Origin of the sequence: Paraglaciecola sp. (assembly GCF_039942875.1) — a bacterium.
Taxonomy (GTDB): Bacteria; Pseudomonadota; Gammaproteobacteria; order Enterobacterales; family Alteromonadaceae; genus Paraglaciecola.
In genome coordinates this window covers 28891-42488 of the sequence record NZ_JBDVBQ010000026.1, presented here as the reverse complement: position 1 = coordinate 42488, position 13598 = coordinate 28891, and the positions used below count along the sequence as shown (strand labels likewise).

The 13598-nt window shown below is 40.8% G+C and carries 11 protein-coding genes; all 11 read left to right on the top strand.

The annotated features are described in order from the left end of the window. Positions 1-104 precede the first annotated feature (104 nt). The 11 genes from ABJE44_RS08445 (at position 105) to ABJE44_RS08395 (ending at position 13586) form a co-directional block, all read left to right on the top strand. Positions 105-908, top strand: coding sequence for a flagellin (locus ABJE44_RS08445; protein WP_348111603.1), 804 nt, complete (start codon positions 105-107; stop codon positions 906-908). Between the two features lie 191 nt (positions 909-1099). Beyond that, positions 1100-2527: a sigma-54 dependent transcriptional regulator gene (locus ABJE44_RS08440; RefSeq protein WP_348111602.1), complete on the top strand. Its 1428-nt coding sequence runs from the start codon at positions 1100-1102 to the stop codon at positions 2525-2527. Positions 2528-2690: 163 nt separating this feature from the next. Further along, complete coding sequence (locus ABJE44_RS08435; protein WP_348111600.1) at positions 2691-3881, top strand: ATP-binding protein; 1191 nt, start codon at positions 2691-2693, stop codon at positions 3879-3881. Next, positions 3882-5228 (top strand): sigma-54 dependent transcriptional regulator, encoded by a 1347-nt coding sequence (locus tag ABJE44_RS08430; protein ID WP_348111599.1) that lies wholly within the window; start codon positions 3882-3884, stop codon positions 5226-5228. Positions 5229-5480: 252 nt separating this feature from the next. Further along, the gene (gene fliE, locus ABJE44_RS08425; protein WP_133469240.1) at positions 5481-5807 is read left to right on the top strand and encodes a flagellar hook-basal body complex protein FliE; all 327 of its coding nucleotides are present in this window, start codon (positions 5481-5483) and stop codon (positions 5805-5807) included. A gap of 10 nt (positions 5808-5817) precedes the next feature. Further along, positions 5818-7521, top strand: a complete 1704-nt coding sequence (fliF, locus tag ABJE44_RS08420; RefSeq protein WP_348111598.1) for a flagellar basal-body MS-ring/collar protein FliF — start codon at positions 5818-5820, stop codon at positions 7519-7521. 37 nt (positions 7522-7558) lie between these two features. Next, entirely contained in the window at positions 7559-8593 is a 1035-nt protein-coding gene (fliG, locus tag ABJE44_RS08415) for a flagellar motor switch protein FliG (protein ID WP_133469242.1), read from the top strand. Between the two features lie 29 nt (positions 8594-8622). Continuing rightward, positions 8623-9408, top strand: a complete 786-nt coding sequence (gene fliH / locus ABJE44_RS08410) for a flagellar assembly protein FliH (RefSeq protein ID WP_348111597.1) — start codon at positions 8623-8625, stop codon at positions 9406-9408. Between the two features lie 7 nt (positions 9409-9415). Continuing rightward, positions 9416-10738, top strand: a complete 1323-nt coding sequence (gene fliI / locus ABJE44_RS08405; protein ID WP_348111959.1) for a flagellar protein export ATPase FliI — start codon at positions 9416-9418, stop codon at positions 10736-10738. Between the two features lie 34 nt (positions 10739-10772). Continuing rightward, positions 10773-11207 (top strand): flagellar export protein FliJ, encoded by a 435-nt coding sequence (gene fliJ / locus ABJE44_RS08400; RefSeq protein WP_348111596.1) that lies wholly within the window; start codon positions 10773-10775, stop codon positions 11205-11207. Between the two features lie 192 nt (positions 11208-11399). Beyond that, complete coding sequence (locus ABJE44_RS08395) at positions 11400-13586, top strand: flagellar hook-length control protein FliK (protein ID WP_348111595.1); 2187 nt, start codon at positions 11400-11402, stop codon at positions 13584-13586. Positions 13587-13598 lie beyond the last annotated feature (12 nt).

Genomic DNA, 13598 nt, shown 5'->3' with positions numbered 1-13598 from the left:
CGCAACGAATTATTATACAAAGGTATTGATTTATATCGCTATTTTAGATTACTTTTTAAGCACTAATCTGCTAAAGTTTGGGGACTACAAGTGAGGGTGTCACCATGATTAATTTTAATTCCGAATCCAATTCGTCGTTATTACAGCAAGTACAGAGTAAGCAAGAGTCTATTCTTGAAAAACTATCCTCAGGAAAACGAATAAATAGTGCTGCAGATGGTGCTGCAGCTCAACAAATTATTGACCGCTTAACTTCTGAAGTCGAGGGGGGCAGACAAGCTATTTCTAATGCCTATGATGGTGTGTCGTTAACTCAAGTTGCTGAAGGTGGTCTAGCAGGAATTAACGACGACGTTAACCGTATTAGAGAGTTGTCTGTGCAATCTGGTAATGGTTTATTGACCGATGCTGATAGGCAAGCTATTCAAGCTGAAGTGTCACAGCTTCAAGAAAACATTTCTCAAACTATTGAACAAACAGAGTTTGCGGGTAAACCTTTACTGTCTAACGATGCGTCAATTGAATTTCAAGTGGGTGCTAATGCAGATCAAAAGATTGGCGTTGGTACCCGTGATGTTGTTTCTGGCTTAAATGATATCCTTAATGTGGATTTAAGTTCAGCAGATGGTGTAGAAGATGCGTTAGCTGCAGCTGATGCCGCCACAGAATTTGTAGGAAGTGTTCGCGCCGATTTAGGGGCAACGCAAAGTCAATTTGAAAGTGCCGCTCGTAACCTTACTCAAACTAACGTGAATGTTGCAGCCGCTAGAAGTCGTATTCAAGATACTGATTTTGCTCAAGCAACATCTGAAAATGCGGCTGCCGGTATATTGAGTCAAACCAGTATTGCAGTACAAGACATCGCAAATCAACAGCAAGGGCAAGTACTGTCGTTATTGAATGGTTAGTATGTTTACCTAGCACCCTATAAAGAAGAGTAGCTAAGCTACTCTTTTTTTTGAGGTTTGTTTCATTGAGCTTAGGATTGCTCAATAAAAAAGCATTTTATTAAAATTGCTTGAAATTCAGTTGCTATCCCCTCTCGAATGTTTAGAATCATTTGATAAAGTTAAATAAATACAAGCAGAATTGAGGGTGCATGAGCAATATTTTGATTATTTGTTCTGATGAAGAACAAGCCAATAATCTTACAACTATTCTTACCTTTCTGGGGGAATGCTGCTCTAGTGTTTTATTTTCTTCAGCTATTGAAACTTTAAAAATAAATCCAGATATCGAGTCTGTGTTGGTCGATGGGGCAAGCACTGAATTAGTAAGTGATATAGGTGAAAAGTTTCCTAGTATTCCATTCATCCTGTTAGGTCATTACGATAATTTTAAACCCAAATCAAATATTGTTGGGGTTATCAGTGAGCCAATTACCTATCCGGCTTTGACTCAGATGTTACATCGATGCCAAGAGTATCGACGTCGTCAACCCGCTAGAAAACCAAATTCTCACCAAAAACCCAGGCTCTTTCGAAGTTTGGTTGGGAAAAGCGATCATATACGGAACGTTAGACATCTCATTGAACAAGTTGCGCCAAAAGAAGCCAATGTACTTATCTTAGGGGAATCAGGTACCGGAAAAGAGGTGATCGCCCGTAACGTACACTTCATGTCTAATCGTAAAGAAGGGATTTTTATTCCGGTAAATTGTGGTGCTATTCCTGGTGAGTTGCTTGAAAGTGAGTTATTCGGACATGAAAAAGGGGCGTTTACTGGTGCTATTGGTACACGTAAAGGTCGTTTTGAAATGGCGGAAGGTGGGACGCTCTTTTTAGATGAAATTGGTGATATGCCTTTACAAATGCAAGTGAAATTATTAAGGGTGTTACAAGAGAGGACTTATGAACGGGTAGGTGGAAATAAACCCATTAAGTGCGATGTACGGGTAATTGCAGCCACCCATCGAAATTTAGAAGTCATGATCGAAGATGGCTCTTTTAGAGAAGACTTGTACTATCGATTGAACGTGTTTCCCATTGATAGCCCTGCTTTAAGAGAGCGTAAAGAAGATATCCCGCTATTACTACAAGAGCTAGTGTGTCGCTTACAAGAAGACAATGCTCAGATTAAATTTACAGAAAACGCCTTGAAGTCATTGATGGAACATAAATGGCCTGGAAATGTTCGAGAGCTGTCAAATTTAGTTGAGCGCTTGATGATTTTATATCCTGAGCAACTCATTGATTTAGCTGATCTACCATTTAAATACAAACATTTAGATATTGATCCCTACGAGCCTGAGTACCCAGAAGAGTTGCTTGAGAGAGAAGCAATTAATGCGCTATTTAGAAGTAGTGATGAAGAAGATGAAAGTGAGACTCTCAACGATGCATCATCTAAAGAGTTGCCAGTTGATGGTTTAAATTTGAAAGAGTATATTTCTGATTTAGAAGTTAGTTTAATTTCTCAAGCACTAGATCAACAGGATTGGGTCGTTGCTCGAGCGGCTGAAGCCTTAGGGATGCGTCGTACCACCTTGGTAGAAAAAATGCGCAAATACAATATCAATAAAGCATAACCTCTCAATATGGCTTATTAAATCAATAGGCCGCCATTTCTTTGACAACTATTCTTGATGTGTTTTGATTTAACCTTTTGTTTTAAAAGGTAATTTCTTTTGGCATGACATGTGCTTTGTAATACTCGTAATCATTCTGTCTAAGTTTTGACGTGGGGAATTTATGGGGTCTAACAATAGCTTGCCAAACAATATACTTAATAACGATGTTCTAAGAGCGGATTTATCATTTAATGAGTCCCTTGTAGCTGCTGAAGACTCTGTCGAGCTCGATGCGTTACGTTTGCAGGCTAACCGTTTAGAACATTTGTTACAGGTTATGCCAGCTGGTGTAGTGGTAATTGATGGTAAAGGCGTAGTGAAACAATCTAATCAGCTTGCTAAGTCACTATTAGGTGAGCCACTTGAAGGTCAGTCTTGGCGTGCCATTATTTTACGCTCTTTTAAGCCCCAAGCAGATGATGGCCATGAAGTATCTTTGTTTGATGGGCGTAAAGTTAAGTTATCTATCACACCTTTAGGAAAAGAGCCGGGTCAGCTTATTGTATTAACTGACTTAACAGAAACCCGTCAGTTACAGCAGAGAATTGGGCATCTTCAAAAGTTATCTTCACTGGGGAAAATGGTGGCCTCGCTAGCCCATCAAATACGTACGCCTTTATCTGCAGCCATGTTATATGCTGCCAACTTGTCAAATAATACCTTGAATAAAAGTTCGAGAGACAAGTTCAGTGAAAAATTGCAGTCCAGACTTCGAGACTTAGAAAGCCAAGTAAATGATATGTTGTTGTTTGCCAAAAGTGGTGATGGTCAGGTTGTGAGTAATATATCTATTAATGATTTAATGTCGGAGCTACAACAAGGCTCAGATGCCATGTTACAACGACAAAATGCAAAATTAACCCTACAGCAGTCAGACTCTGATTTGACAATTTTGGGTAATAAAACGGCTTTGTTAGGTGCCCTGCAAAACTTAATTCATAACGCCCTCACAATTCAACCTGAAAACGCAGTGATAAACTTATCTGTAGTCCAGGATAGGGGCCAGCCTAACTGGGTCAGCGTTAGCGTTAAGGATAATGGCCCAGGGATTAAAGATGAAAATATCAATCGTATATTTGAACCCTTCTTTACCACCAAGAGTAACGGTACGGGGTTAGGTTTAGCAGTAGTTAAAAGTGTAGCCCAGTCTCATCAAGGCAAAATTAGTGTTTGCAACTTAGCTGACGGTGGAGCCTGTTTCACGCTTAGGCTACCCATACATAATTCCAATAGTTTAACAGAAACCACGGTTCAATCCGCGAAATACAATCAGTCGCAACCACACTATGCCGATGCGGCGGGGAGTTTATAAATGAGTCAAGCAAAAGTATTAATTGTTGAGGATGATGCTGGCTTACGTGAAGCGCTAGTCGACACCTTATTACTCGGTGGATATCAAGTCATTGAAGCAGAAAGTGGTGAACGAGCTTTAATCATACTATCTGAACAGTCTGTAGACTTAGTTGTCAGTGATATTCAAATGTCTGGTATGAGTGGTTTGTCTTTGTTGAAGAATATAAAAAACAAACACCCGAATCTTCCCATTTTATTAATGACGGCATTTGCCACTATAAATGATGCGGTACAAGCAATGCGAGATGGGGCAACAGATTATCTGTCAAAGCCTTTTGCACCTGAAGTCTTACTTAACTTAGTAGGCCGTTATGCTCCTGCCCATAAGGTTGAATCAAGAACACCAGTAGTTGATGATCCAAGTAGTCTGCAATTATTAGCATTGGCTAAAAAAGTTGCGGTATCAGAAGCCACAGTTATGGTGCTTGGTCCTAGTGGCTCTGGTAAAGAAGTCCTAGCGCGATACATTCACGACCAATCTAATCGCAGTGCAAAGACATTCGTAGCAATAAATTGTGCTGCTATACCTGAAAATATGCTTGAAGCTACTTTATTCGGTTACGAGAAAGGAGCGTTTACTGGGGCGTTACAAGCTTGCCCAGGTAAATTTGAGCAAGCCCAAGGTGGCACTATCTTATTGGATGAAATCAGTGAGATGGATCTTAGCTTACAGGCTAAGCTATTGCGGGTATTACAAGAAAAAGAGGTTGAGAGATTGGGGAGTCGTAAAACGATTTCTCTGGATGTTAGGGTGATTGCTACTAGTAATCGTAATCTAAAACAAACAGTTGATGCTGGTGAATTCAGAGAGGATCTTTATTACCGCCTTAATGTGTTCCCATTAACTTGGCTACCCCTTGATAAACGAGCGGGAGATATTGTGCCATTGGCAGAGCATTTAATTGAGCGTCATTGTCAAAAGTTGGGTAATGCTATACCTAAATTAACAGCCGCTGGTCGCAGCAAATTGTTGCAACACAATTGGCCTGGCAATGTTCGTGAGCTGGAAAACGTGATCCAACGTGCATTAATTTTATCCGATGGCACTCAGATTGATGCGATTGATTTAATGATTGAACAAGACTTGGCTGTTGGTGCTAGAGCACTTGATATTGAACCTGTTGAAGACGATAACAGTAAGCTTGGTTCAGAGTTGCGACAACAGGAGCACCAGATTATTTTGGATACCTTGCAAAGCTGCAAAGGTCGCCGTAAAGATGTAGCGGAACGTCTTGGGATAAGTCCAAGAACTTTACGTTATAAGCTTGCAAAAATGCGAGAAGTGGGCATTGACCTACCGGCATAAAAGCTCAGTTTTTGCTCTATGATTAGATTGTTTTTTAGCCACCTGAACCGGTGGCTTTTTTATGCCTATTAGATAGTTCTGAATGTCAAGAATATGACACTGTTTTTATTTATGATTTTTGACTGTAACTCATTGTATTTTATGGGAAATTTATTTTAATTTGTTTTGTTTCTATTTGGCATCCGGCTTGCTATTGATACATGTACAGTGTTTCAAAATTAAAAAACGTCAATAGGTAGTGGGAGCAAGGTCATGGACATTAAAGCACAGTCAATCTATCAAGAACTGCAAGGCATGGCCGAGCAGACGAAAATGGGGCTGGGTGAATCTGGCGGGATTGCTACTAACCCTTCGTCGCAAAATTTTGCTGAACTGCTGAGTCAAGCTGTCGGTACAGTAAACGATATGCAGTTAGAGTCCAAAGATAAGGCGATGGCGTTTGAAATGGGCGATAAAAATCTTAGTTTAGCCGATGTAATGGTCGCTAAAGAAAAGGCTGGGATTGCGTTTGAGGCTACTATTCAAGTAAGAAATAAAGTACTTGATGCCTACAAGCAAATTATGAATATGCCAGTTTAGGAGTTAGGTTTTGGCTGAAGCTGCGGGTACAGAATTAGCAATGAGTGATATGAGTACAGACTTGTACCCAAGTGACTCAGGTGCGGAGCAAAAATCAGGGTTTATGGATTCAGTTGGCAATGCCGATATGATGCGCCAAATAACTTTGATTGTGGCATTAGTGATATGTGTAGCTATTGCTGTGTTTATTTTTCTTTGGGCGCAAGAACCAGACTATCGTCCATTAGCCAAAATGGAGACCCAAGAGTTAATTGAAACGTTAGATTATTTAGATCAAGCTCAAATCGATTATCGCCTAGAGGGCAACGTTATATACGTTAGTAGTGAGCAGTATCAAAGTATAAAAATTGGCATGACTAGACAAGGAATTTCACAAGGAGAGTCAGCTGGCAGCGATATTATTATGCAAGACATGGGGTTTGGTGTGAGCCAACGTGTTGAAAAAGAGCGTTTAAAACATGCCAGAGAGAAACAAATTGGTAGCACCATTGAAGAAATAAATTCTATCGCACGAGCAAAAGTTTTACTCGCTTTACCTAAAGAAAATGTGTTTGCTCGCCGTGAGAAAAAAGCCAGTGCAACAGTCGTGGTGACTAGCAAACGTGGGGCTATGATCACCTCTGGTGAAGTCAACTCTATAATTGATATTGTTGCATCTTCTGTGCAGGGGTTAGAACCAGAACGGGTGACTGTAAGTAATAGTAATGGACGCCTGTTAAACTCAGGGTCACAAGACGCAGACTCGGCACGCTCTCGTAAAGAGTATGAGTTGGAGAAAAAGCGTGAGTCAGAGTATCTAGAAAAAATTGATTCAATTCTTATTCCTGTCTTAGGGATAGGTAACTATACAGCGCAAGCTGATGTCACCATGGATTTTACTTCAGTAGAACATACTCAACGTAGTTACAATCCTGATTTGCCTGCCATTAGAAGTGAAATGACAGTTGAAGATAATAGCATTGGAGGAGTTATTGCGGGCATACCTGGCGCGTTAACAAATCAACCTCCTTTGGACGCGAATATTCCTGAACGAGCTAGTGGCAGTTCAACGCAACAAACAACACCAGGCAGAAACCACAGAGAAGAAACCCGTAATTACGAGTTAGACACCACAGTTAGCCACACAAAGCAGCAAGTTGGGGTGATACGTCGTTTGAGTGTTTCGGTAGCCTTAGATTACATAACCAATACTGCAGCAGATGGCACCGAGAGCAGTGCCCCCAGACCACAAGCTGAGCTATTAGATATTCGTCGTTTGTTACAAGGTGGAATCGGCTTTGATGTGACTCGAGGAGACTCTCTAGAAGTTGTTAGTATTCCATTTAGTCGTGATGCAGACTATGAAGCCATTGACTTACCGTTTTGGGAAGACCCTGTTTTTATCCCTATGCTTAAGTTAGGTGGGGGCATCTTTATTATTGCCTTACTGATTTTGTTTGTAGTTAGGCCTATGGTCAGTAAACTCATTCACCCAGAAGAGTTGAAGAGTAATGACTTAGACGCTGATGAAGGATTAGATTTAGGTGACGAAAGTATTAACCTCTTGGCGGAAGAGTTTGATGAATCTCAGGTAGGCTTTGCTGCAGATGGCACCTTTATGCTACCTGATTTACATAAAGATGAAGATGTATTAAAAGCAGTAAGAGCCTTGGTTGCAAATGAGCCAGAGTTATCTTCACAAGTTGTTAAAAACTGGATGATGCTTGATGATTAATCTAGGATTTAACAAAAAGAGTATTGAGGACTAGGTTGTGGATGAAGATAATGTAGAAGACACCGGATATGACGTCGGGAAATTAGAAGGTGTCGATAAAGCTGCCATATTATTACTGAGCCTGTCAGAAGAAGATGCGGCACAAATTCTTAAGCATCTTGAGCCAAAAGAAGTCCAAAAACTAGGGCAGGCTATGGCTTCGATTGAGGATATGACCCAACCTAAAATCACGGCCGTGCATAAAAGTTTTATCGAAGAAATCCAAAACTACAGTACCATTGGATTCCAAAGTACTGATTTTGTTAAGCGAGCACTAACTTCGGCATTAGGTGAAGATAAGGCCGCTAACTTAATCGACCAAATATTAATGGGATCAGGTGCTAAAGGTCTAGATTCGTTGAAATGGATGGACTCGAAGCAAGTTGCCAGTATTATTCGCAACGAGCATCCGCAAATACAAACTATAGTTATGTCTTATTTAGATGCTGAGCAATCAGCGGAAATTTTGAGTCAGTTCCCTGAGAAAGTGCGGCTAGACCTAATGATGAGGGTGGCTAACCTAGAAGAAGTTCAACCTGCTGCATTACAAGAATTGAATGAAATTATGGAGAAACAGTTTGCCGGTCAAGCTGGAACTCAAGCTGCGAAAATGGGTGGGCTTAAATCTGCAGCCGATATTATGAACTATCTAGATACCAATATCGAAGGTCAGTTAATGGATGCTATTCGTGAGCAAGATGAAGAAATGAGTCAGCAAATTCAAGATCTTATGTTCGTATTTGATAATCTTGCCGAAGTCGACGATAGAGCTATTCAAGCCATACTCCGTGAAGTACAACAAGAAGCATTACTTAAAGCCATTAAAGGTGCTGAAGACGAACTTAAAAATAAAATCACTAAGAACATGTCCAAACGTGCAGCTGAAATGTTAATCGATGATTTAGAAGCCATGGGCCCAGTACGTATTAGTGAGGTCGAAACGGCACAAAAAGAAATTCTATCTGTCGCTAGACGCTTAGCTGATTCTGGTGAAATCATGTTAGGTGGTGGTGGTGGTGATGAATTCTTATAAGTATCTGACGAGTTTGAAAAGGTAGTTTTATGACTGATGAAGAGTTGGAAGAAGAGTTTAAAACATGGGATCTACCCTATGTAGAACAGAAAACTTCAAAGGTTGATTTAGATAAAACTAACGCCTTAAACCGAAAGTCTAATTGGAAATACGAACCTCCAGAGCCAGAAATTGAAATTCTACCTCCCACAGCTGAAGAGATTGAAGCGATTAGAGCTGCAGCTCACGCTGAAGGGTTTGCTGAAGGGCAGAAAAAAGGTGAAGACGAGGGCTTTCAACAAGGTTTAGAAAACGGTCAAAAAGAAGGTTATGCAAAAGGGTTAGAGCAAGGAAATCAAGAAGGCTTAGCTAGCGGTGAAGAGCAAACTCAGCAGAATCTTGCATTATGGGAGAGCTTAATTGAAAGTCTTCAAAACCCTGTTACTAAAGTAGAAAAACAGCTCGAACAAGAGCTAGTCCTGTTAGCGGTGAGTTTAGCTAGAGGGGTAATACGTAGTGAAGTGAAGACTAATCATGACCTTATATTTCAAGCCTTAAGTGAAGGCCTAAAAGTATTACCTATTCAAGAGAAACATTATCAGATTCGTTTGCACCCAGATGATATTGAGCGAGTAAATAACCACTTTTCAGAGGAAGAAATCACTAAACATCGATGGGATTTGGTTGCCGCTCCTGAATTATCTGCTGGTGGGTGTGAAATTGTAACGGATGCTAATGCGGTCGATATATCGGTTGAACGACGAGTGCGAGATGTTATAGATAAGTTTTTACTTGAGCAGGGCTTAAGTCACTTGGCTAATGCTAGTGACGAGTAAAACCTCTATGTTAGAGCGTATCAAAAAGTTAAAACACCAAATTCCCCATGCGCCTATAGTTGCCAGTGGCAAGTTGGTAAGAGGTATTGGGCTAACTCTTGAAGCCGTGGGGTGCCAAATGCCTGTCGGCAGTCAATGTTTAATTCAAACCATAGAAGGCGAAATAGAAGCTGAAGTGGTTGGCTTTGCTGAAAACATAACTTATCTAATGCCCACAGAAGCTGTAAAAGGCATAGTTCCGGGCTCAAGAGTATTACCTCTCAATAGAGAGCAAGGTTTAGCTGTGGGAATGGAGTTATTAGGCCGTGTGGTGGATGGTAATGGCCAACCACTTGATGGGCTTGGGCCAATTAATGCTGAAACACGGGTACCCTTGACTAAACCCCCTATGAATCCACTATTACGCAAACCAATTACACAGCCTTTAGATGTTGGAGTGAGAGCCATTAATTCTGTTATAACAGTTGGATCTGGACAACGTATGGGGTTGTTTGCTGGCAGTGGTGTAGGTAAAAGTGTGTTGATGGGCATGATGACGCGAGGAACCACCGCTGACGTAGTGGTAGTGGGATTAGTGGGTGAAAGGGGCCGTGAGGTTAAAGAGTTTATTCAAGATATATTAGGTGAAGAGGAGCGAAAAAAATCTGTTGTGGTAGCCGCGCCTGCGGACACATCACCATTAATGAGGCTCAAAGGATGTGAAACAGCTATTACTATTGCCGAATATTTTCGAGACAAAGGCCTAAATGTTTTATTGTTAGTTGATTCATTGACCCGTTACGCTATGGCTCAAAGAGAAATCGCCTTAGCTGTGGGTGAGCCGCCAGCTACCAAAGGGTATCCACCTTCTGTGTTTGCCAAGTTACCTGCATTAGTGGAAAGAGCGGGCAATGGCTCAGAGACACAAGGCTCTATTACTGCGTTTTATACCGTACTAACTGAAGGAGATGATTTACAAGATCCCATAGCGGACGCAGCGCGGGCTATTTTAGATGGGCATATAGTGTTGTCGCGAGACTTAGCTGACTCGGGACACTATCCCGCCATTGATATAGAAGCTTCAATCAGTCGGGTTATGCCAATGGTTGTGTCCGAGGAGCACGTATTAAGAGCTAGACGAATCCGTCAAGTTTACGCCACTTATCAAAGAAACCGAGATTTAATCAGTATAGGCGCTTATTCAAAGGGAACAGATCCTCGAATTGACTTATCCATAAATGCAGAGCCTGCAATTAATGCCTTTTTACAGCAAGGTATGTCGCAAGTTTTAGATTTTGAGCACAGTACAGCCGATATGACCACATTGAGTAGTGGCTTGGGAACAGGATGAGTAGTACTAGATTGATAAATGAGACTTTATTTTAATGGCTAACTCTCAACTAGATATCGTAGCTGAATGGGAGCGACAAAAAGAGCAAAAGATGGTTGAAGATTTTCGCCAGGCGCAGCAGTTTGCCCAGAATAGTAAACAAAAGTTATCAGGCTTAGAAAATTATCGCTTAGATTATTTAAGACAAGTTCAACAAAAGGCTAAACAAGGCATAGGTAGTTTAACTTTTGGGCAGCATCACCAGTTTATAGGTAAGTTAGATAAGGCATGTGAAATGCAAGTTCAAGCTTTAAATAAAGCCCTTGTTGTCGCTGACCAAAGACGTGCTCAATGGTTACAACAACAACGTAAGCGTAAAGCGGTCGAAATGCTTTTAAACAAGCAACAAATTGCAAAACAAAAACGAGAAGACAGACAAGAGCAAATGATGCTTGATGAAATGTCTCTACAAAAATACCTCCGCAAGTAATCAAGCTCGTAATTAGTGCATTGTAATAAATTGGAATACTCCTTGCTCTGTCTAGGTTGAGCACTAATTTATTTTTACTCATAAGACATTTAAGAGTTACAGTTTTAAATCCGATAATTACTGTAACCTACTGAAAAATATCAGTTAAATGACTGTGGGGTGACCCAGTACTATGAGGTTAAGGACTTTACAATGATGCAACAAGTTGCCACAGCTAAATCAGAACTTGCCGCTTTTGCCATAAGCGCTGAAACGAGCGGCCAACAAAAGTCAGCGATGAAAGAACAGTTTGGCTTATTGCTAAAAGATCAACAAAATAGCCTAAACAAGCATGAGAAGGCTGTTAGTTCTGTTAAAGACACTACAACAAAAGGTTCAACTTCAGGTACAGAAAAGTCCACTGACATTAGTATGTCAAAACACAATGAAGAGACATCAAGTCGTGATACTCAGGTAAAAGATGCGGCGGTGAGCCTAGCCAAAGATAAGTACGATAAAGACAAAGTTGCATTAGACGATAAGTCTTCAAAGTCGCAACCGAAAATTGAGGGCCATGATGATGTTAAGGTTAAATCTTCAGAAAAAGGCGAACATGATGTTATCCCTAGAGATGCACATATTGATGCTTCTAAATCGACTAGTACCTCTGACATTATCTTGGAAAGTGACCTAGATATTGAGTTAGAAAATATAGACCTGCAACAGTGGGTTAATTTAGTCGATAACCTGCAAGGCATGAATAATGGCAAAGCTGATACAAAAGAGTTAACAACTAAGTTGTCAGGAGAAGAGCTAGTATTATCTGACTTATTAATGAACAAGCCTGCTAATGGCTCAGATATCAGTTTTGATGAGGTAGAAAAGAGCCTAGAGACACTAAATCTTTCTAATGTAGAGTCTGACGATACGAGCCAGGTGCAAGTTAGTCAGCTTTTAGCAGAAACAATAATGGGGCAATTAGATAACGCGCCCAATAAAGATGAGTTTAGTAAAATAGTATCTGGCATTCTCGATTCCTTAAGTGATGAAGAGCTAATTGATGTCACTGCGGATAATCTAAAAGCAAGCTTGGACATACTAACCGTTTCAAATCCAGATGCTCTAGCTGATCTGGACCTCCCTGATTTAATTAAGGATGTCAATAAATCTCTATTACTTGAGTTGTTGCAAGATAGCGGGGAACCTAACCTCGATGAGCCATCAATCATGGCTGAAGTAGATAACGCAGAACTGCTAGTTTCGGCATCTGAACAAGCCATTGCTTCCGACTTAACCGGCAATATAATCGCCGATGAAGAAATTGAGTCTTCTGAAATAGGCCAAATAGTGACGGCTACTGGTCTTGATAACGAGTTGGCAGAAGAAGTTAGTGATGCTGCACCTGAAGTGGTGAGCATAGTAAATAGCATAATTTCACCAAACGAAAATAAACACTCTGAAGTGAAAGCGTTACTTGATTTACCTGATACTAAATTAAATAAAGTCCTAGAGAATATTAGCAGTCGTGTAATAGAGCCGGAAAAGGTAAGTGATGCCACGTTATCGGAACAAAACCAGTTAGCAGCACAACGCTCAGTGACGACTTTGATTGGGGATCTTGGCCCTGCAAGTGAATTAGCATCTAAGGAGTTTGTTGCTGCATTAAAAACAGGGTTACAAGAATTTAAAAGCCAACTCGCACAGGGGCGTGAGCCCGGCATAGATTTAAAAGCATTGATTGCTGAAGCTGCTACTAAAGTCTCTGACCAGAGTGTGGTGAACAAAACTGCATTGAGCTCTGATATGACAGTTAACAGCGTGTCCCAAGTCATAGATTTTGCTAGCACCCTTAGTCAAGCTTTAGAGCATAATCAAAACCAATCTTATAATAATCACGCTAGAGACGTTGCACAAATTCAAGGTGAGCAAAGCAAACAAGTGCAACTAAATCAGCTAGAAACTAAGTATGATAAAGCGATTAATATTACCAAGCCTGAAGGCCATCAACAGTTAGCCGAAAAGGTTCGCTGGATGGTCAATACTAAGAATTTAGTAGCAGATATTCGTCTCGATCCCGCAGAACTAGGCTCAGTACATGTTAAAGTCGCAATGTCAGGAGATTCTGCAACCGTCAATTTCGTGGTGCAGTCTCACCATGCACGGGACGCCATGGATTCAGCAACGCCACGATTACGAGAAATGTTGGCTGATAAAGGTATAGAATTAGGGCAATCATCAGTACGCCAAGAGAATAATGGTCAACAACAAGAGCAAGGTGAGTTCGCCGGAAATGGTGGCGGTTCTGAGCAAGGTATAGAAGAACTTGAAGTGCCCGAGACTATGTTATCTCAACAAAATGTTGTGAATGGTGCTTTGGGTGGAATAGATTATTTTGTGTAATCGGATACTAAA